The sequence below is a fragment of the Streptomyces thermolilacinus SPC6 genome (assembly GCF_000478605.2).
Classification (GTDB): domain Bacteria; phylum Actinomycetota; class Actinomycetes; order Streptomycetales; family Streptomycetaceae; genus Streptomyces; species Streptomyces thermolilacinus.
This window is the reverse complement of the sequence record NZ_ASHX02000001.1, coordinates 6009349-6028769: the sequence shown is the minus strand read 5'-3', so window position 1 is coordinate 6028769 and position 19421 is coordinate 6009349. Positions and strand designations below refer to the sequence as shown.

Below are 19421 nucleotides of genomic sequence, written 5' to 3'. Positions count from 1 at the left end.
ATCGCTTCGGGTAGACCGGTGCCGCTCCGCCGGGATCCCCAGTGTCGCCCGCACCCGCCGCACTCCTGCCGCGCGGGTGCCGGTTCGTACGACGACGGGAGGCTCCACTGGACGGCGGCCGCCTCCGGCACGTCACGGACCGGGACCGTGGCTGGAACAGCGACGCACGGAACAGCACCGCACCGAAGAGCGACGCGCCACCTTCGCGCTCGGCCCCGCCGAGTTGGAACGGTTCCACCGCGACGGCTACCTGGGGTCCTTCGACCTCTACGAAGCGGCCGACGTGGAGCGCGACCTGCGGGCCCTGGGGCCGAAGCTCCTCAACACCAGGAAGGCCGTCTACGGCGGCGACCGCACCGTGGCCGGGGCGACCGACCTGGCCAACTACGACCGGCACCTCGACGTCGAGTTCCTGGCCCGGCGCATCACCCGGCCGGAGATCGTGGACCGGGTGCGAGCATCCTCGGCCCGGACGTCCTGTGCTGGCGCAGCTGGAGGAGTCGGCGGTGGCGCGGCTGTACCGGGACGCGGCGGCGGGGACGATCGCCGCGGGCGCGAGCGAGCTGATGCGGGAACTGATCCACGAATCGGCCGGGGAGCGGGGCGCGTGAGGGGCCGTCACGGCCCGGCTTCCGCCATGCTGATCGCTGTTGGTGACGTCTGCGACACGGCAGGAGGGCGGCCCTCGTGGCACTGGACGAGCGAAGCGCGGTGGATGAGCCGGGCTGGGCGGACGGGGCGGGAGCGGTGGACGGGGGTGGCGGGCCGGGCGAGGAGTCGGAGGTGGCGCTGTTCCGGAAGCTCCAGGAGCGGCTGCCGTGCCCGTTCGGGCCGGACGGCGCGGGCCCGGGGCAGGGGCCGCCCGGTGTGGTGGTGGTCGTGCCGAGCTTCACGCTCGACCAGGCCGGGATGGACAAGATCCCCGGCATCCTCCACTACGAGGAGCGGCTGGTGTCGTTCCTCCAGCTCCTCGCGGAGCCGGGGCGGCGGATCGTGTACATCACGAGCAGGCCGATGCCGGAGCGGGGGGTGGACTACGCGCTGGGCCTGGTGCGGTCCGTGTCGGCGCGGGACGCGCGGGCGCGGCTCACCCTCCTCGACTGCGACGACGACCGGCCCGTACCGCTGACCCGGAAGATCCTCCAGCGGCCCGGCCTGGTGGAGCGCGTGCGGGACCTCGTGCCCGACCCGCTGGACGCGTGCGTCCTCGCCTTCAACGGTTCGGTGTACGAGCGGCGGCTCGCCGTGCGGCTCGGGGTGCCGCTGTACGCGTGCGACCCGGATCTGGCGTGGCTGGGCGGCAAGAGCGGGGCGCGGGCCCTGTTCAAGGAGGCGGGTGTGCCGGTGCCCCGGGGCGTGGAGGGCGTACGGGACGGCGACGACCTGGTGGGGGCGCTGGCCGCGCTGCGGGCGGAGCACCCCGGGGTGCGGCGCGCGATGATCAAACTGAACGAGAGCTTCGGGGCGGGCGGCAACGCCATGTTCGACTACCGGGGTGCGCCGGAGGGCGGTGCCCTGGAGGGGTGGCTGCGCCGGACCCTGCCGGAGCGGGTGGAGTTCGCGACGCCGCCCGACACATGGGAGAACTACGCGGGGAAGCTGGCCGAGATGGGCGGCGTCGTCGAGGAGTTCCTCCAGGGCGAGGAGGTCGTGTCGCCGTCGGCGCAGGTGCATGTCACCCCGGCGGGCGCGGTGCACGTCATCTCCACGCAGGACCAGCGCTTCGAGGGCGCGGCACGGCAGACGTACGCCGGGTGCTCGTTCCCCGCGCGGGCCGAGTACCGGCTCGGGCTCCAGGAGCTGGCCGGACGGGCGGGGCGGGCCCTGGCCGGGCGGGGCATGATCGGCATCGCGAGCGTCGACTTCGTGACGGTGCGGGAGGGCGACGCGTTCCGCCACCACGCGGTGGAGATCAACCTGCGGATGGGCGGCGGTACGGCGCCCCTGATGTTCCTACACGGCGTGACGGGCGGGCGGTACGAGCCGGGCACCGGCGGGTTCCTGACACCGGAGGGCGAGCCGCGCTGCTACGTCGCGTCGGACCGGGTGCAGTCCCCCGCGTACCGCTCGCTCACTCCGGAACGCGTCCTGGACGCGGCGGCGCGGCAGGGGCTGCTGTACCGGCACGATGAGGGCCGTGGCGCGGTCTTCCACATGTTGGGCGCGCTGCCGGGCTTCGGCAAGCTCGGCGTGGTCGCCGTCGACACGACCCCGGAGGGCGCGGAGGTCTGCTTCCGGAAGGTGGTGGATTCCCTGAACGCGCTGGCGGCGGAGGGCTGACGGGGCGACCGAGGAGTGCCCGGCGGGTCGAGCGGGCCGCCACTGCCCTGCGGGGCGGCGGCCACGGGCTGCCGGCCGACGACGGGGTGACCGCTCGGTGGGAGGGCGCGCCTGGCGGACGGGTTCAAGCCGGTACCGCCTGCGCGCGGTCGGCACCGTCGTCCTGCAGCACCGTCATCATCCCGTCCACCAGCACCACCACCTCGGTCGGCTCGCCGTCTGCGGAGCGGCCCAGCCACACCGGGTAGGTACCGTCGCCGGTCGTCGCGAAGGCGACCAGTTCGCCGCCCGAGGCCGCGTCCCGAGTGCGCAGCGAGAACATGGAGTCGGGGATGTCCTCCCCGACACCCTCCTCCCCATGGACAACGTGCCGCTCGTGGAGCCGCTGGAGCCGCTCCCAGGCGCCGGCGTCGGCGAAGCAGCCGGTCGCACCGTCGGTACCGAAGCCGAAGATCTCGTTCTCCCCGAGCAGGCGGGGGTCGTCATCGGGCCCGAGGGCCATCTCCCACGACGCGGCGGGAGCCTCGCTGACGCGCAGCCGGACCGCCGTGGTGTCCGTACGGGTCACCCAGCGCCCGCTCCACTCGCAGTCGTATCCGACGCGGACCTGTGCCTCCTCGAGCACGTACTCCCCCGGCGGGACGGGGACCGTGATGGCGGGCCCTTCATCGCAGGCGCTGTCCGGGCTGGATACGGCCAGCAGGCCGCTCGGGACGCGCAGCGTCCCGGTCCGGCGTGGCTCCAGAACGGTCATCTCGGAGTGGTACCCGTCGGTCACACGCGTCCCGGGCCGGAACAGCGCGTCGAGCGGGCCGGGCTGCGCGGGGCGAGGCGGCCGCCAGCAGGTGGCGGGGGCGTCGGCCGCGTCCGACGCCGCCGTGTCCGACGCCGCCGTGTCCGAGACGGGTGCCGTCGCCCGGAGCACCACCGGTCCCGGCACCCTCGTCCAGAGGGCGGCGACCACCGGCCAGTCCTCGAACCCGGGGCGGACCTGCCAGCGCCGTGCACCGGCGTCGGGACTCGTGACGAGCATCCCCCCGCGCGCGCCCCGGGGCTCCTCGCTGACCGAGCCCGTGCCGTCGGGGAACAGCTCCACGCTGGAGCGGGGGCACTCGTCGTCGAACTCCGCCATCTCCGGCCCCGTGTACCGCCACGTGCGGGTACGCCGACAGAGCAGCAGACTCGGATCGTCCAGCAGCCGCAGGTCCAGCTCGTCGGTGCGGCGGCCCTGATCGTCGTAGAGCCACAGGCCGACGTAGTGGTCCCGCCAGGAGACCAGCCGGACCTCCAGCGGGGCCTCCCGCCCCGGGGTCCGGTACACCACGACGTACGGCAGCCCCGCGGCATCCCGCTGCCGCGCCGCCTCGGCGGTCAGGGGCCTCCACGGCGTACGGGCCTCCAGATCCCACGCCAGGGCGTACGCCACCTCGACGACCGTCCCCGGTCCCTGATCCCCACCCATGCGTCACCGTCCGCTCTGTCCGAACCCGAGGAACACGGTAGGGACCGCCACCGACAAGTGGCCTGGCGGGACCACCGGCTTCGGAGCACCTGACCGTCCACCGCACGGGACCGGCACCGGATTCTCCGAGCGGCGGCGCCGACTCGGGTGGTACACCTGGGGCGCATGACGAACACCGTTGCATGCACCGGCGGCGAGGACCCGCAGGTCACCGAGGCCCTGGCCGCCGAACTGGAGACGCTGACGCCCGCGTGCCGGGCGGACGCCGGCCGGCTGAGGCGGTACCTCGCACCCGATTTCCACGAGTTCGGCGCCTCCGGTGTGGAGGTCGTGTTCGAGGGCACCGCCGAGCGCGTCGCCGCGTACACCGACCCGGAGGGCGAGCCGATCCGGATCGAGCGGATGCGCGGAGTGCGCCTGGCCGACGGGCTGGTGATGCTGAAGTACACCGCGCGGATCAACGGCCGCTGGTCACACCGGACTTCGCTGTGGCGCCGGGTGTCGCCGGGGCGGTGGCAGATGTTCCACAACCAGGGAACGCCCACCGGGCATCCCTGACCACGCCGCAGCCGTACGGGCACGCGGGGCGGGCGGACGGACCATGGGCCGATGAGCGGATCACCGGCGCCCTGGCGCAACACCACCCACGACTGGGAGCACCGTGGACACCGGCCACCTGTCGCACATCCGCAGCGATCCGTCCGGGCTCCCTGCCCGGGCCCCTGCACGCGGCCGCCACCCCGTGGACGGCCGACGGCCTGGCACGGCTGTGCGGGGCGTGGCCGCACCTGCGCGTCGAGTGCGAGGGCCTGCGCGGCGGCTGACCTGTACCCCGCTGGGCCAGGTGGCCGCGTCGCGCGTCAGACGGGGGTCGGGGCCGCCGTGTCGGCCGGTTCGCGGCGGGTCGCCGCCGCCCAGCGGGTCACCGGGCCCATCGCCCATGACGCGGCCAGGAACAGCCCGCCGAGCAGCAGCCACCCCGCCGTGCCCATGCCCATGAGCAGCGCGGTCAGCAGCAGCGGCCCCAGCGTCCGGGCGACCGTGACGCCCACGCCGAAGAACCCCTGGTACTCGCCGACGCGTCCGGCCGGCGCCAGGTCGAAGCCGATCTGCCAGGAGCCCGCGGACTGCAGCATCTCGGCGGCGACCAGCAGGACCGAGCCGCCGACCAGGACGCCAACCGCCACCCACGGCGCGGTGCCCGCCGAAAGGGCGAAGGTCGCACAGGTGAGGAGCATGAGGAGGCCGGACCGGCGGATGGCGCGGGCCGCCGAGCCGAGGCCGGTGACCGAGCGGGCTGTGCGGACCTGGAAGATCATCACGGCAACGGTGTTGAGGATGAACAGCACGGAGACGAGCCACTCGGGGGCGCCGGTGCGCCCGGCGATCCACAGCGGCAGTCCGAGGCTGAGCAGCGGCATCCGCAGCAGGAGCACGGTGTTGACGAGGGTGACGGCGGCGTACGGCCGGTCCCGGAGGACTTCAAGCCCGGTGCCCGGGAGCGCGGTCGCCGGGGCGACGGCCGGGAGCCGCAGCAGGACGAGCGCGCACAGCACGAAGCTCAGGGCGTCCACCGCGAAGACCGCCAGGTACGCGGACCTGGTACCGGCGGAGAGCGCCAGGCCGCCGAGTCCGGCGCCGACAGCGAGGCCCGCGTTGAGCGTGGACTGCAGATGGGCGAGCGCCCCCGTTCGCTCCCGCTGGGCGACCAGCCCGGCGAGCAGCGCCTGACGGGCGGCGGCGAGGCCCGACTGGGCGGTGGCGTAGAGGCAGGCGGCCGCGAGGAACGGCAGGAAACCCCGTACGACCAGGAAGGACGCGACCGCCGCGCCGGTCGCGAGGGCGAGCAGTACGGCCGTGCCGCGCGGCCCCCGGCGGTCCGCGATCCGGCCGAGCGGAACCCCGACGACCGAGCCGACGGCCCAGGCGAGGGTGAGGCCGAGACCGATCCTGGTGGGTGGGAGACCGACGACGTGCGTGAAGTAGAGCGCCGAGGTGACGTAGTACGCGCCGTCGCCGACGGAGTTGCCGAACTGGGCGAGTGCGAGGGTCCGTTGTGGTCCGGCGGGCGGCAGCAGGTGGGGCATGCCGGTGACGGTACGCAGACGCCGGCCCTCGCGCGTAGGCCAATGCGGCGCCTTGTGCGTGGGCCACTTGCGCAGCCGCGCAATGCCACCGGTGTGTTCTCGCCGCCCGTCGCCGCCCCGCCCGCTCGGCCTCTCCGAGCGGGCGGGGCGCTGCTCCGAATGGGGCAATCGCGCCGGACCCGCGTCACGGGCAGGGCCCCGCCCGCTCTCCACCGTGACGCCGCGAACAGCGGCCCGTACAGCGAAGGAGACAGGTGCCGTGACGGATTCGACGACCGGGGCAGCGGTGGAGTGGCTGGCGGCGGTCGCGCCCGACCCGCTGGGCTGCCGCCGGGCCTGGGAGGACAACCCCTTCAAGGCCCTACTGCTGCCCGCCGGGAAGCGGTGGGACGTGCTGCTCGTCCCGGGCCGGCTCGGCTACCCGGCGTTCGACGTGCTCGCGCGCCGCGTCGAGCGGCCGGGCCCGGTGCTCGCCGATGTCGGGGGTACCCGTATCGGCTTCTTCGTGCCGCCGGCGACGGCCGAGCACTGGGTCGGAACGGGGGTGCGCTGCGCGGGGGCGGGGACGTGGGTCGTGGTGCCCAGGCCGGGCCGGGCCTCCGACGGGATGCGGTGGCTCGTACCGCCCGACGGCAGCGGCACCCTCAACGACCCGTCGGTCCTCGAGGACGCCCTGCACGAGGCGGCAGCCGTCCTCGCCGCCCTGAGGGAGCCCCGTCGGCCGGGCGCTTGAGCCGGGGGCCGGTGCGGGCGGGCGCCGGTACAGCGGGCCGGTGCCGCACCGGCCGGACGCCTACGGGTGGCCGACACGGCCCTGCTGGGCGAGCGGGGGGGCGGCGCCGGCGCGGCTGGGGGGTACGGGCAGCCTGAGCCGGTGCGGCCGGGCGCCCAGCCCGGTACGGGCGGGGCGCGGCTGTCCGGGGGTTCCGGTGGGGCGGCCGGGGAAAGCGGGGTAGTCGGAGAGGAGCGGGAGGCGGTCCCGGCCACGGGTCGCCGCCACCTGCGGTGGAGCGCCCCGGAAGCCGGGCGGGCGCTCCCCAGGCCCACGCCACGCACGCACCGGCCCCACCGCACGGTCCACCGCTCCATCCGGACCCCCGGAGACGCGGACCCCGGAGACCCGGACCACCCGGAGGTCCGGAGAGCCCACTCGGACCACCCCGACCGCCGACGTTTGAGGACGACCATGCAAGCACAGCGCGCCGAAGGCGCCCCGGAGCTTCTGACCAGGACCGCCGCCGACGTGTTCGGCTGGGACAGCCTGCGGCCGGGGCAGCTGACCGCCATGGAGGCGGTGCTCGCGGGCCGCGACACGCTTGTGGTCATGCCGACCGGGGCGGGCAAGTCGGCGGTGTACCAGGTGGCGGGGACGGTGCTGGCCGGGCCCACCGTCGTGGTGTCCCCGCTGATCGCCCTCCAGCGGGACCAGATCGCCGGACTGCCCGGTCACGGCGGCCCGGAGGCGGTCGCCGTCAACTCGGCGCAGGGTTCCGGCGAGACGAAGGCGGCGTGGGAGGCCGTACGGCACGGGGACGCCGAGTTCCTGTTCCTGTCGCCCGAGCAGCTCGCGAAGGACGAGGTGCTGGAGCGTCTGGCGGAGGCCGGGCCGTCGCTGTTCGTCGTGGACGAGGCGCAGTGCGTCGCCGCCTGGGGCCACGACTTCCGCCCGGACTACCTGCGCCTCGCGCACGCGGTCCGGCGCGTGGGCGGGCCGACGGTGCTGGCCCTGACCGCCACCGCGTCCCCGCCGGTGCGGGAGGAGATCGTGCGGCGGCTGGAGATGGGCGACGACGCCGCGCAGGTCGTCGCCGGGTTCGACCGGCCGAACATCACCCTGGAGGTGCGCCGCTTCGCCGACGACGCGGACCGGCGCCGCGCGGTGGTGGAGCGGGCGGCCGCTGAGGCCAAGCCCGGCATCGTGTACACGGCGACGCGCCGGGACGCCGAGGAGTACGCGGCCGAGCTGGCCGGGCTGGGCCTGTCGGCCGCCGCGTACCACGCCGGGCTGCCCGCGGGAGAGCGGTCGCGGGTCCATGACGCGTTCCTCGCCGGGGACGCGGACGTCGTCGTCGTCGCCACGTCGGCGTTCGGGATGGGCATCGACAAGGAGGACGTACGGTTCGTGCTGCACGCGGCGCTGCCCGGTTCCCTGGACGCCTACTACCAGGAGATCGGCCGTGCGGGCCGCGACGGCGAACCGGCGGTGGCCGTCCTCCACTACCGGCCGGGCGACAGCGGCCTCCAGCGGATGTTCGCCACACGCACGCCGGACGAGGAGACCCTCGGCGAGGTCGCGGAGGCGGTCCACGACAGCGGCGGGCCCGTGGGGCTGGACGAGCTCGGCGCCGAGACGGACCTGTCGCGCCGCCGGGTGACGGCCGCCGCCAACCTGCTGGAGCAGGCCGGTGCCGTACGCACCGACGAGGCGGGGCAGGTGCGGCCCGAGCCCGGCGTGTCGGCCGACGACGCCACGGAGCAGGCGGCGCGGACGGCGCGGGCGCGGAAGCGGCTGGAGGAGTCGCGCCTGGAGATGATGCGGGCGTACGCCGATACGCCGGGCTGCCGCCGCCGCTTCCTGCTCGGCTACTTCGGTGAGGAGTACGAGGGGCGCTGCGGCAACTGCGACACGTGCCGCGCCGAGGAGTCCCCCGACCCGGCCGCCGGTACGCCCACCGAGGGCGTCACGGAGACGGGCGACGCCCCGCCCGAGCACCCGGCGGCCGCCGAGTACCCCGCCGGGACCCGCGTCCGGCACCGCGAGTGGGGTGACGGGATGGTGATGAACGAGGAGGGCGACCGCATCACGGTCCTCTTCGACTCCATGGGCTACCGCACCCTGTCCCTGTCCGCCGTCACGGACAGCGACCTCCTCACGATCCGCACGGACCCCGGCGACTGACTCCGACCGGTTCTCAGGGACGCGACGATCACGCCGCTGGGCAGTATGGGGAGGTTCTCCATGTTGCGGGTGTCGTCGCTGGTGTCGAGGACGATGACCCGTGGCGCTCGTGGAACGCGCGGGCGGCGGTGTTCTGAGTCGCGCACCGCGGCCCGGACGCGGCACCGCCAGAGCGGGTCGTCCCGGACCCAGTCGGTCACCCGGCCGTGATCCCGCCTCTGCGGGGCAGGTACCGCATGGTCGGCGACCGGGAGGCCATGTGGACGTACGCGATCGCCGCCGCGTCCGCGCACCTGATCAGGGGCGTGCCGTCGTCGTCACGTCGGGAACCCACAAGGCCGGGGAGGGCTTCCTCCAGTGGCCGAGCGAGTGGGTCTTGTGCCCGGCGCCGGGCCCGGCCGGCCCGTCGGGTTGGCCCGCCCGGGCGGCGGGCGGCGGCGAGCCGGCCGGGGACCAGGGCTCCGGGGGCTGGGCTTCCGGGCCTCGTGGCTCCCGGGGGCTGGTACTCCCGGGCCGGGTGGCCGGGGCCGGGCCGCGCGGCTCCGGGGTCAGCGGGCGCGGCGGACTCGGGCCGCCGCGCGGGCTTCGGCGGCCTTGCGGGCCTCGGACGTCTTGCGGGACTCCTTGGCGCGGCCCGGGCGGGCGCCGAGGCCGCGGAAGGGGGCGTTGCCGCCGGACGTCTTCGCCGCGGCCGGCGGGCGCTTCGCGCCGGTGATGGCGGTCAGCCGCGCCTCGCCGGAGCGCACCTGGGTGACGGTCGGGCGGATACCGGCTTCGGTCATCATCCGGTTGACGTCGCGGCGCTGGTCGGGAGTGACGAGGGTGACGACGTTGCCGGACTCGCCCGCGCGGGCCGTGCGGCCGCCGCGGTGCAGGTAGTCCTTCGCGTCGGCGGGCGGATCGACGTTGACGACGAGGTCGAGCGCGTCGATGTGGATGCCGCGCGCCGCCACGTTGGTGGCGACCAGCACGGTGACCGCGCCCTCCTTGAACTGGGCGAGCGTGTGGGTGCGCTGCGGCTGCGACTTGCCGCTGTGCAGGGCGGCGGCCCGTACGCCGCTGTCGCGCAGGTGGCGGGTGAAGCGGTCCACGCCCGCCTTGGTGTCCAGGAACATCAGGACCCTGCCGTCCCGGGCGGCGATCTCCGTCGCGGTGGCGTACTTGTCGGCGGGGTGGACGTTCAGGACGTGGTGTTCCATCGTCTCGACCGGGCCGGTCACCGCGTCGACCGAGACGAGCAGCGGGTCGCGCAGGTGGTCGCGTACGAGCTGGTCGACGGCGCCGTCGAGCGTGGCCGAGAACAGCAGGCGCTGCCCGTCGGGGCGCACCTGGCCGACGATCTCCGAGACCTGCGGCAGGAAGCCCAGGTCGCACATCTGGTCCGCCTCGTCCAGGACGGTGATCCGCACCTGGCCGAGGTGGCAGTACCTGCGCGACACGAGGTCGGCCAGGCGGCCCGGCGTCGCGATGAGCACGTCGGCCCCCGCCTTCAGCTCGGCCGACTGCCGGTTGATCGACAGGCCGCCGACGGCCGTCGCGAGGCGCACGCCCAGCGCCCGCGCGTACGGCTCCAGGGCGTCGCCGACCTGCTGGGCGAGTTCCCGGGTCGGTACGAGGACGAGGGCGAGCGGCCGCTTCGGCTCGGCGCGCAGTCCCGCCGTACGGGCGAGCAGGGCGAGACCGAAGGCGAGCGTCTTGCCGGAGCCGGTGCGGGCGCGGCCGAGGATGTCGCGCCCGGCGAGGGCGTCGGGCAGGGTGGCGGCCTGGATCGGGAAGGGTTCCTTCACGCCGAGACCGGTCATCGTCTTCAGGAGCGGCGCGGGGAGGCCGAGCGCGTCGAAGGACTGGGTGGGCGGCTTCGCGTTCATGGGGAACCTTCCTGGATGTGGCGCCCGGAACGCGCCGGGGCCCGTACCTCGCGGTACGGGCCCCGGCGGTGTCGAAGCGTGCCTCCCATTTTACCAGCGGGCGGCCGGAAGCCCGTCGCCCCTCGTCCCGGGGCGCAGGGCGCCGGCTCTCGGCCGTCGGGGCACGGACCCTTGCGGCTCTCGGCCGTCGAGTCACGGCCCCTTGCGGGTCTCGGGTCGCCGGGGCACGGACCGTTGCAGCTCCCACGGCCCCCTGGGGATCTCGGTCGCGGGACACGGACCCCTACGGATCGTGGCACCCGGGTCGGGCGGCGTCCCCTTGCCGGTCAGGTCATCTGGTCACGGTCCATTTCTGGTTCGCGGCTCCGGTACAGGTCCAGATCTGGAGGCGGGTGCCGTTGGCGGAGCTGCCACCGGTGGCGTCCAGGCACTTGTTCGCCTGCGGGTTGACGATGTCGCGGGCCGCGGGGACGGCCCACTGCTGGGCCGGGGTGCCGTTGCAGTCCCACAGCTGTACGGGCGTGCCGTCGGCGGTGCCGCCGGATGCCACGTCCAGGCACTTGCCCAGCGCGCGGATCGTTCCGTCGGCGCCGACGGTCCACCGCTGGGCGGCGGTGCCGTTGCAGTCGTAGAGCTGTACGGGGGTGCCGTTCGCGGTGTTGGCCCCGGCGACGTCCACGCACTTGCCGCCGACGCCGGTGATGGGCCCGCCGGAGGGCTGCCCGGTGTTGGTGGTGACGCGGACGTAGTCGACGAGGAGCTGCTGGGGGAAGACGGTGCTGCCCTCGGGGTCCCCGGGCCAGTAGCCGCCGACGGCGAGGTTGACGATCAGGAAGAACGGCTTGTTGAAGACCCACTGGCGTCCGCCGAGGTCGGCGGGGGTGCGCCGCTGGTAGACGACGCCGTCCACGGACCAGGTGATCGCCTCCGGGCTCCAGTCGACGGCGAAGGTGTGGAAGGCGTCGGCGAACGCCTGGCCGCCGGGCAGGGTGTACCCGGCGCCGATGCCGCCGGAGCCGGAGTAGCCGGGGCCGTGGAGGGTGCCGTGGACGGTGGACGGTTCGAAGCCGACGTTCTCCATGACGTCGATCTCGCCGGACGCGGGCCAGCCGACCTGGCCGATGTCGTTGCCGAGCATCCAGAACGCCGGCCACATGCCCTGTCCGCGCGGGACCTTCATCCGCGCCTCGACGCGGCCGTACGTGGTGGTGAACCGTCCCGCGGTGTTGAGCCGGGCCGACGTGTACTCGCACCGCCCGTACCAGCACTGATAGTTGCCGGGGTTCTCTCGGCGGGCGGTGATGACGAGGTGGCCCTGCCCGTCGAGGGCGGCGTTGCGGTTGCCCGCGGTGTAGTACTGGCGCTCGTGGTTGGAGACGTTGTCGCCCGTCTCGGTCTGCCACTTCGTACCGTCGACGGCGGCGCCGGCCGGGCCGTCGAAGTCGTCGGAGAAGGTGACGGCGGCCGCGGAGACCGCGGGGGCGGCGGGACCGGTGGACGGCGCGGGGGCGGCGGGGGCCGCCGCGCGCACGGGAGCGGCCGGGGCGGCGGGGGCGCCCTGCGCCAGTCCGGTGGACAGCGACGCGAGGGCGAGCACCGAGACGAGGGACAGCAGGAGCCGCCTGGGAAGGCGTGGTGAGGTCATGGATCTCCCTTCGGGAGCACGGCGCAACCCGTGTGTAATGACGCGTACATGACAATGTACGGGGCAATCCCGGGCCCTGAGGGGTGCCGCGCCGCCTGGATGGGGGGTGGAGGTCACCTTGAGGAGAGGGCTTAGTTCATTACGCGATTCAAGAAGTGAACGCACGGCCTGTCAAGGGCCCGGTATGGACCAAACTCCCGAACGCCGCGCTCGGTTGAGCGTGACAGCGGCTCGGCAGCGGCGAGGAGTGGCTGACACTGCTCCGCCCCGGTGGCGGGATCAGGCCGGCCTCCAGGCTCGGGGAATGGACCAGCAGGAGAAGGCGGCGCACCTTGAGCGGTGGGCCAACCCGCACACCTGCCTAGCCCGCGTCCCGGTCAGGGTGACGGACGTGGGCGACACGGGCGAGCGGGAGGCCGTCTTCTCGCCGCCGCTCGATCAGGACGCCCGGGACGACCTGGATCAACTCATCCAAGCGGACCCGTGCTTCATCCTCCGCTTGGACGGCTCAGCCGTCGAAGTCCGGGCGGAGGCCCACGGTGACCTCGGCCGCCTTCGGCCGGCCGCCGTCCTCGAGCGGTGACCGTCCACCGCGTCCGTGTCCCGGCACCACAGGAGCACAGCCGAGGAGCCGTCCTGGTCCTTCAGCCGTGTACGGCGCCGGTGCGGCCCGAGCCGGCGAACTGCCGGGCCGCCTCGCGGGCGACCCCGGCGAAGGCGCGTACCGCGCCGGTGGCGTCTCCCGCGCGCCAGACCAGGCCGTACGCCGTCGGCTCGGCGTCCGCGAAGGGCAGGTACGCCACACCGGGGCGGGCGTGGTACGTCGCCGTGTGCGCGGGTGCGAGCAGGGCGCCCTTGCCGCCCGCGACGAGCATCAGCGCCTCCTGCATGTCGGTCACGCCGGGCCCGCGGGCGATGGGGCGGCCGCTCGGGGTGTGCGCGGGCACGTGGTGTTCCAGCCAGTAGCCGGGCACGCTCCCGCTGATCGTCAGCAGCGGTACGTCGGCGAGGTCCTCCAGGGACACCGAGGCGCGAGCGGCGAGCGGGTGCGCCTGGCTGATGGCGAGGACCCGCTCCTCCGCGAGCAGCGTCGGCCCCTCGCCGAGGTCGTCCTCCCGTACGGGCAGCTCGGCGACCAGCACATCGAACTCGCCCTTGCGCAACGACCCGTACGGGTCGGCGAGCGGCATGTGGCAGACCTCCACGGCCAGCCCGGGGTGGCTGACGCGCAGCTCCTCCGTGGCCTTCATGACGATCTCGCCGGTCAGCGGGTTCGAGAAGCCGACGTGCAGCACGGTGTCGATGCCGCGCGCGGTGGCGGCGGCCCGCTCCAGGGCCGCCTCGATCCCGCGGTGGTGCGGTTTCAGGTCGGCACGCAGCTGACGGCCCAGAGAGGTGAGGGCGACACGGCGGCTGGTGCGGGTGAACAGCGGGGCGCCGACGCGCCGTTCGAGTCGCCGCACGAGCTGGCTCACCCGGGCCCGGGACAGCCGCATCCGGTCGGCCGTACGGCCGAAGTGCAGCTCCTCGGCGAGGAGGAGGAAGCACTCCAGTTCATCGCGTTCCATCGGGCGTCCCCAGGGTCGGTCGGATCGGTAAGCCTGGCTGAACGAACGTTGCGATCTTCGCCGTTGTTCCCCCGCGCGCCCGGATGAAGGGTGGTGGCACCGACCACAACAGTCCTACAGCAGCGAGGAATTGCGATGAGTACGCCGAGATCGGCGACTGCCCTGAGCGGGCGCGAGTGGGGCGTTCTGCTCGTCATGTGCGGCGCGATCTTCCTGGAAGGCATCGACGTGGCCATGCTCAACGTGGCCCTGCCGTCCATCCGCGCCGACCTCGGCCTGTCCACCGGCTCCCTCCAGTGGGTCATGAGCGCGTACGTCCTCGGGTACGGCGGCTTCATGCTGGTCGGCGGGCGCTCCGCCGACCTGTTCGGGCGCCGCCGGATGTTCGTCCTGTGGCTCTCCGTCTTCCTGGTCTTCTCCGGCCTGGGCGGACTCGCCACCGAGGAGTGGATGCTGATCACGGCCCGGTTCGTCACCGGGGTGGCCGCCGCCTTCATGACCCCGGCCGGGCTCTCCATCATCACCACGAGCTTCGACGAGGGCCCCCGGCGCAACAAGGCGCTCCTGCTCTACTCGGGCACGGCGGCCGGCGGCTTCTCGACCGGCTTGGTCGTGGGCGGGCTGCTCACCTCGGTGGACTGGCGGTGGGTGTTCTTCGCGCCGGTCGTCCTCGCCGCGCTGATCCTGCTCGCGGCGCTCGTCCTCGTACCGCGGCACGCGCGTCCCGACCGGACCGGCCTGCGCATTGACCTGGCCGGGGGCGTCACCATCACCGCCGCCGTCGTCCTGCTCGTCCTCGGTGTCGAGCGCGCCACGCACACGAGCGTCGCGTGGACCGTCGGCACCCTCGGCGCGGGCCTCGGCTTCCTCGCCGCGTTCATCGCCGTGGAACGCCGTTCGGCGTCCCCGCTGGTACGGCTCGGCATCCTCCGCGACAGCGCCCTGGTGCGGGCCAACCTCGTCGGGCTGCTGTTCGCGGCGGCCTTCTTCGGCTTCCAGTTCCTGGTCGTGCTCTACCTCCAGGAGCTACGCGGGTGGTCGACGCTCCAGACCAGCTTCGCGATGATCGCCATCGGCGTCGACGCGATCCTCTCCCCGCTCCTCGCACCGAGGCTGGTGGCCCGTTTCGGCAACGCCCGGGTGATCCTCGGCGGTCTGCTGCTGGCCTCGCTGTCGTACGCGCTGTTCCTCCCGGTCGGGATGGACTGGACGTACGCGGCGATGTTCCCGAGCCTGATCCTCCTGGGCGCGGCCTTCTCCCTCTCCTACGGGCCGCTGACCATCGTCGCCACCGAGGGCGTGCGCGAGGAGGAGCAGGGCCTGGCGGGCGGGCTGCTGAACACGTCGTTCCAGTTCGGTGCCGCGCTCGGCCTGTCCGCCGCCACGGCCGTCAACGTAGCGGCCACGGACGCCGGTTCACCGGCCGGGCTGCTCGAAGGCTACCGGGCCGCGCTGTGGGTGCCGCTCGCCGCGGTCCTGCTCGCCACGCTGATCGGCGCCTTCGGGGTACGTACGAGGCGGGTGGCCGCGGTCGCCGTGCCGGCCGCACCCGACGAGCGTCACGGCGAGGTCGCCGCCACCCGCTGAACCGGCGGGGGCCGTCCGGTGCCCGCCCTGCGGGTGCGGGCACCGCAGCCGCGGTTCGGCGGGCTGCCGCAGTCGCGTGGCCGAGCGTCACGACAGGCGGCCGCACGCGGACGCGGCGGATGGCGCGGCGGCGATGGCGGCCTGCGGGCCGCCCTGCGCTACGACGGGACGGGCGCGCCGGGGTGCGGCTCCGCGTCGGCTTCCGGCTCCCGCGGCGGGTCGCTGAGCTGCTCCCGCAGGTAGTTCCAGACCACCGCGATCAGCGCGGCCGCCGGTACGGCGAGGAGGCTGCCGACGATGCCGTACAGGCTGCCGCCGAGCGTGACCGCCAGCAGGACGACCGCCGCGTGGAGGCCGAGCCCCCGGCTCTGGATCATGGGCTGGAAGACGTTGCCCTCCAGCTGCTGCACCACGACGATGACGGCGAGCACGATCAGCGCGTCCGTCAGGCCGTTGGAGACCAGGGCGATCAGCACCGCGACCAGTCCGGCGAAGAGCGCGCCGACGATCGGCACGAACGCGGACACGAAGGTCAGGACCGCGAGCGGCAGCACCAACGGAACGTCGAGAATCCACAGACCGAGGCCGATGAGCACCGCGTCGAGCAGACCGACGAACGCCTGGGAACGTACGAACGCGCCGAGGGTCTCCCAGCCGCGCGCGGCCACGACGGGGACGTCCGTGGCGAGGCGGCCGGGGAGCTGACGGGACAGCCAGGGCAGGAAGCGGTGGCCGTCCTTGAGGAAGAAGAACATCAGGAATACCGCCAGGACCGCGGTGACCACGCCGTTGAAGACGGTGGTCACGCCGGTGACCACCGCGGTGACCATGCTGCCGATGCTGTCCTGGACACGGGCGACGGCCGTGTCGAGGGCACCGGTGATCTGGTCGTCGCCGATGTTCAGCGGCGGCCCCGCGGCCCACTCCCGCATCCTCTGGATGCCTTCGACCACACCGTCGGCCAGCTCGCCGGACTGCGACGCCACCGGAACCGCGATGAGTGCCCCGATGCCCACGACGACGAGCAGGAACAGTACCGTCACCACCGACGCGGCCAGGGCGGCGGGCCATCCGCGGCGGTGGAGGAAGCGGGCCAGGGGCCAGGTCAGTGTGGTGAGGAACAGGCCCACTATGAGCGGCCACACGACCGCCCACATGCGTCCCAGCAGCCACAGGGCAACCGACACCGCCACGAGGACCAGCAGCAGCTCGCCCGAGGCACGTGCCGAAGTGCGCAGCGCGGCGGCGGTTTTCGAGGAACTCAACGAAGCAGGCATGGGATCAACCCTATGGGTACCGGCGCCGCCCCTCGCCGGGCCCGTCGGTGCGGTACCGCCTGGTGTCTCCCCGGCGGGGCGGCGGCCTGTGCGGTGCCGGGCGCCGGGGTGCCGTTAGGGAGGTCCGCGCACAGGTCGCGACGGGGAACGTCCGGTACGTACGTGGCCCACGCGTCCTTCGTGAGGTCGGGGCCCGCCCGGCGGTACACGCGCTCGCCAGCGCCTGTCCGTCGAGGTCCAGGCGCTGCACCGTGCCGCCGACGACGGTCCGCAGCACGGTCCCGCCGAAGGAGACGGCGTCCACCGCGCGGCCCGACAGCAGGAGCGGCCGGCCGAGCGGGACCCGCGGCGACGTCCCACAGCTGGTCGCCGTCGTCACCGTCGCGGGCCGTCTCCTCGGCCGGCAGGGCGGCGAGCGTTCTGCCGTCGTGGAGAACCACAGGCCGCGTACGTGGTCGCCGTGGCGTTCCCCGCCGCGGACCAGGCCTCCAGGCATGAGGCCCAGCCGCTCGCGCACCGCCCCGTCCCACGGCTCCACGAGTCCGGACGGTTTGAGGACGGCGACGGTCCGCCCGTCCGGCGAGACGGCGATCTCCGTGTTCGGCGCGGTGCCGAACAGTCCGTCGCGGGTCGCTCCGTCGGCGAGGGCGAGTTCCTGTCCGGTCGTCGTGAGCAGGCGGCGGCTGTCGGGGGTGAACATGCCGTGGCCCGCCGGTGTGTCGAACCGGTGGATCTCGCGCCGCCGTTCGACGTCCCAGACGTGGGTGGTGAACCGGTCGGCGCCGCTGGGTGAGCTGCCCGCGTCGGTGAGCGTGACGGACAGGTGGCGGCCGTCGGGCGAGACGGCCATACGCCAGACCGCCTCCAGGTTGGTAACGGGGACCCGCAGGATCTCCCGGCGCGCGCAGGTCGCGTACGGTCACCCGCGCCGCGGCGTGCCGTCGGGCTCAGGCGGCGGGCAGCAGCGCCGGGTCGGTGGCCGCGTCGCGCAGACGGTTCCGGATGGCGGTGGCCGCCCGGTCGTAGGAGGTGTACTCGTCGTAAAGGACGGATTCGGCGTTGGCCATCTCCAGCAGGGCGACGATCTCGAAGACGAGCTGTGCGACGTCGGTGTCAGGCTCGATCTCACCCGCGGCCTGCGCGTCCCGTACGGTCTGCTCCAGGTAGCCGAACCAGTCGGTGCGGGCCGCGGCGAGGGCGTCGTGCACCTTGCCCTCACGGGCGTCGTACTCGGCGACCGCGGAGTAGAAGAAGCAGCCGCCCGGGAAAACCCGCTCGCGGGAGTAGGTGAGCCAGCCGGAGCACAGCTGCCACAGGCGGCCGATCCCCGGCGGCAGGGCCTGCGCTGGGTGGACCACATGGTCCAGGTAGATCTTGATGGCCGCGCGGATCGTGGCGAGTTGCAGGTCCTCCTTGGAGCCGAACAGGGCGAACACGCCGCTCTTGCTGAGCTTCAGCTCGCCCGCGAGGCGGCCCAGCGACAGCCCCTCCAGGCCCTCGACGGACGCGATGTCCACGGCACGCCCGAGGATCAGCTGACGGGTCTGGTTCCCGCGCGCGATCCGGCCGTCGATGCGTGACTGCGTCGTGCCCATGCCCACCCGTTCCTCGCCCGGACCCGCCTGGCGCCCGATGAGTGTCCCAGTCTATTCCAGTGAGCGGACGACCGTGCGGTCACTGTGCGGGGCCGTGCTGGGGCCAGGCCGTTACAGGCCCGGCTGCCCGTACGGGTCACTGCGCCAGGGGCCGTGCGGTCGCCGCGCCGGTGCCGGACCGGGCGGGGCTCAGCCTCTCGCGGCCACCTCCTCGATCGCCTCCTCCCGTGCCTCCCCGACCGCTCCGGCCCGCCCCTCCTCGATGAACTCCTGGACGGCGCGGACGACGTCGGGGTCGCCCAGGATGCGCCGGTGCCCGAGCCCGCGCGTGGTGACCAGACGGGCCCGGCCGCCGAACGCACCGGCTATCCGCCGCGCCTGCGCCACCACGATCCGGGTGTCGTCCTCGTCGTGGATCACCAGGACCGGGGACGTCACCTCCTCCGCCATGTGCGTGATGGAGAAGGGCATGCGGTCGGCCGGTTCACCGGCGAAGAGCCGGGCGCCTATGCGTTTGTACAACTGGCCCTTGAGACGGGCCCCCAGTCGCAGCTGGGCGCAGAACTCGTCCACCAGGTGGGCGTAGTCGCACACGCCGCTGACGGTGACGATCCGCTCCGCCCTCGCCCCGTGGCGCAGTGCGAAGAAGGACCCGAGCGCGCCCAGGGAGTGGGCCACCAGGGCCTCGAACGTCCCGTACCGGTCGTGGAGCGCGCCGACGATGTCCCGGTACTCGAGGATGCTGGTGCTCCGCCCGGTGGCGTCGCCGTGGCCGGGCGCGTCGAACGTGACGACCGAATACCCCTGGTCCAGGAGGCCGGGGACGAAGCCGGAGAGGCGCGAGCCGCGTGACTGCCAGCCGTGGACCAGCAGGACGGGCCGCGTGCCGTCGCCCCACTGGTACGTCACCGCGTACTTGTCGCCGACCTGGACGCGTCCGGTCACCGCCTGGTCCAGCAGGGCGCGCTCGGCGGTCCGTACGCGGCTGCGGGCGAGCGGCATGTGGAACAGCGCGAACGCGGCCGCTCCCGCCATCCGCCCGGAGACATAAGAGAGTCCATTGAGGGTGATGCTCGCCAGTGCCTCGGTGGGCTTCATGCCGGCCGCTCCTCTGTCGATGTCGTGAGACAGATATTAGCACGCACGACCGTTC

The 19421-nt window shown here is 73.9% G+C and carries 16 protein-coding genes; 7 read left to right on the top strand and 9 right to left on the bottom strand.

From position 1 onward, the window contains the following. The first annotated feature begins 479 nt into the window (after positions 1 to 479). A complete protein-coding gene (locus tag J116_RS31320; RefSeq protein ID WP_023590046.1) occupies positions 480 to 611 on the top strand; it encodes an acyl-CoA dehydrogenase family protein in 132 nt (43 codons plus the stop codon). 76 nt (positions 612 to 687) lie between these two features. Next, the gene (locus tag J116_RS29990; protein ID WP_023590045.1) at positions 688 to 2280 is read left to right on the top strand and encodes a peptide ligase PGM1-related protein; all 1593 of its coding nucleotides are present in this window, start codon (positions 688 to 690) and stop codon (positions 2278 to 2280) included. 124 nt (positions 2281 to 2404) lie between these two features. Here J116_RS29990 and J116_RS26180 read toward each other — a convergent pair whose 3' ends face one another. Further along, complete coding sequence (locus J116_RS26180; RefSeq protein WP_023590044.1) at positions 2405 to 3742, bottom strand: DUF4241 domain-containing protein; 1338 nt, start codon at positions 3740 to 3742, stop codon at positions 2405 to 2407. A gap of 165 nt (positions 3743 to 3907) precedes the next feature. Here J116_RS26180 and J116_RS26175 point away from each other — a divergent pair, with 165 nt between their 5' ends. Then, positions 3908 to 4300, top strand: coding sequence for a nuclear transport factor 2 family protein (locus tag J116_RS26175; RefSeq protein ID WP_037946972.1), 393 nt, complete (start codon positions 3908 to 3910; stop codon positions 4298 to 4300). A 302-nt stretch (positions 4301 to 4602) separates the two neighbouring features. Here the strand turns inward: J116_RS26175 and J116_RS26170 are convergent, their stop codons facing one another. Then, positions 4603 to 5829: an MFS transporter gene (locus tag J116_RS26170; RefSeq protein ID WP_023590042.1), complete on the bottom strand. Its 1227-nt coding sequence runs from the start codon at positions 5827 to 5829 to the stop codon at positions 4603 to 4605. Positions 5830 to 6088: 259 nt separating this feature from the next. Between J116_RS26170 and J116_RS26165 the strand changes: the two genes are divergently transcribed. After that, complete coding sequence (locus J116_RS26165) at positions 6089 to 6562, top strand: hypothetical protein (protein WP_023590041.1); 474 nt, start codon at positions 6089 to 6091, stop codon at positions 6560 to 6562. Positions 6563 to 7015: 453 nt separating this feature from the next. Continuing rightward, positions 7016 to 8728 (top strand): RecQ family ATP-dependent DNA helicase, encoded by a 1713-nt coding sequence (locus J116_RS26155; RefSeq protein ID WP_023590039.1) that lies wholly within the window; start codon positions 7016 to 7018, stop codon positions 8726 to 8728. Positions 8729 to 9276: 548 nt separating this feature from the next. On the opposite strand, the gene J116_RS26150 is transcribed toward J116_RS26155, so the two are convergent. Both J116_RS26150 and J116_RS26145 read right to left on the bottom strand, forming a co-directional pair. Further along, positions 9277 to 10596 carry a DEAD/DEAH box helicase gene (locus J116_RS26150; protein WP_023590037.1) on the bottom strand — a complete coding sequence of 440 codons (1320 nt, stop codon included), beginning with the start codon at positions 10594 to 10596 and terminating at the stop codon, positions 9277 to 9279. A 331-nt stretch (positions 10597 to 10927) separates the two neighbouring features. Next, positions 10928 to 12241, bottom strand: coding sequence for a glycoside hydrolase family 16 protein (locus tag J116_RS26145; protein WP_023590036.1), 1314 nt, complete (start codon positions 12239 to 12241; stop codon positions 10928 to 10930). 304 nt (positions 12242 to 12545) lie between these two features. Here J116_RS26145 and J116_RS26140 point away from each other — a divergent pair, with 304 nt between their 5' ends. Then, positions 12546 to 12824 carry a hypothetical protein gene (locus J116_RS26140; RefSeq protein ID WP_023590035.1) on the top strand — a complete coding sequence of 93 codons (279 nt, stop codon included), beginning with the start codon at positions 12546 to 12548 and terminating at the stop codon, positions 12822 to 12824. Between the two features lie 61 nt (positions 12825 to 12885). Here J116_RS26140 and J116_RS26135 read toward each other — a convergent pair whose 3' ends face one another. Then, positions 12886 to 13809 carry a LysR family transcriptional regulator gene (locus J116_RS26135; protein WP_023590034.1) on the bottom strand — a complete coding sequence of 308 codons (924 nt, stop codon included), beginning with the start codon at positions 13807 to 13809 and terminating at the stop codon, positions 12886 to 12888. Positions 13810 to 13944: 135 nt separating this feature from the next. Here J116_RS26135 and J116_RS26130 point away from each other — a divergent pair, with 135 nt between their 5' ends. Beyond that, positions 13945 to 15396 (top strand): MFS transporter, encoded by a 1452-nt coding sequence (locus J116_RS26130; protein WP_023590033.1) that lies wholly within the window; start codon positions 13945 to 13947, stop codon positions 15394 to 15396. A 158-nt stretch (positions 15397 to 15554) separates the two neighbouring features. On the opposite strand, the gene J116_RS26125 is transcribed toward J116_RS26130, so the two are convergent. The 4 genes from J116_RS26125 to J116_RS26110 form a co-directional block, all read right to left on the bottom strand. Continuing rightward, positions 15555 to 16673: an AI-2E family transporter gene (locus J116_RS26125; protein WP_028964544.1), complete on the bottom strand. Its 1119-nt coding sequence runs from the start codon at positions 16671 to 16673 to the stop codon at positions 15555 to 15557. Positions 16674 to 16683: 10 nt separating this feature from the next. Further along, entirely contained in the window at positions 16684 to 17523 is an 840-nt protein-coding gene (locus tag J116_RS26120) for a WD40 repeat domain-containing protein (RefSeq protein ID WP_023590031.1), read from the bottom strand. 97 nt (positions 17524 to 17620) lie between these two features. Further along, the gene (locus tag J116_RS26115; RefSeq protein WP_023590030.1) at positions 17621 to 18268 is read right to left on the bottom strand and encodes a TetR/AcrR family transcriptional regulator; all 648 of its coding nucleotides are present in this window, start codon (positions 18266 to 18268) and stop codon (positions 17621 to 17623) included. 189 nt (positions 18269 to 18457) lie between these two features. Further along, the gene (locus tag J116_RS26110) at positions 18458 to 19366 is read right to left on the bottom strand and encodes an alpha/beta fold hydrolase (RefSeq protein ID WP_051203619.1); all 909 of its coding nucleotides are present in this window, start codon (positions 19364 to 19366) and stop codon (positions 18458 to 18460) included. Positions 19367 to 19421 lie beyond the last annotated feature (55 nt).

Coding starts and splice junctions, on each gene's coding strand:
- J116_RS26180 (WP_023590044.1), bottom strand. CDS start 3,742: ATGGGTGGGGATCAGGGACCGGGGACGGTCGTCGAGGTGGCGTACGCC.
- J116_RS26175 (WP_037946972.1), top strand. CDS start 3,908: ATGACGAACACCGTTGCATGCACCGGCGGCGAGGACCCGCAGGTCACC.
- J116_RS26170 (WP_023590042.1), bottom strand. CDS start 5,829: ATGCCCCACCTGCTGCCGCCCGCCGGACCACAACGGACCCTCGCACTC.
- J116_RS26155 (WP_023590039.1), top strand. CDS start 7,016: ATGCAAGCACAGCGCGCCGAAGGCGCCCCGGAGCTTCTGACCAGGACC.
- J116_RS26150 (WP_023590037.1), bottom strand. CDS start 10,596: ATGAACGCGAAGCCGCCCACCCAGTCCTTCGACGCGCTCGGCCTCCCC.
- J116_RS26145 (WP_023590036.1), bottom strand. CDS start 12,241: ATGACCTCACCACGCCTTCCCAGGCGGCTCCTGCTGTCCCTCGTCTCG.
- J116_RS26140 (WP_023590035.1), top strand. CDS start 12,546: ATGGACCAGCAGGAGAAGGCGGCGCACCTTGAGCGGTGGGCCAACCCG.
- J116_RS26135 (WP_023590034.1), bottom strand. CDS start 13,809: ATGGAACGCGATGAACTGGAGTGCTTCCTCCTCCTCGCCGAGGAGCTG.
- J116_RS26130 (WP_023590033.1), top strand. CDS start 13,945: ATGAGTACGCCGAGATCGGCGACTGCCCTGAGCGGGCGCGAGTGGGGC.
- J116_RS26125 (WP_028964544.1), bottom strand. CDS start 16,673: ATGCCTGCTTCGTTGAGTTCCTCGAAAACCGCCGCCGCGCTGCGCACT.
- J116_RS26120 (WP_023590031.1), bottom strand. CDS start 17,523: ATGGCCGTCTCGCCCGACGGCCGCCACCTGTCCGTCACGCTCACCGAC.
- J116_RS26115 (WP_023590030.1), bottom strand. CDS start 18,268: ATGGGCACGACGCAGTCACGCATCGACGGCCGGATCGCGCGCGGGAAC.
- J116_RS26110 (WP_051203619.1), bottom strand. CDS start 19,366: ATGAAGCCCACCGAGGCACTGGCGAGCATCACCCTCAATGGACTCTCT.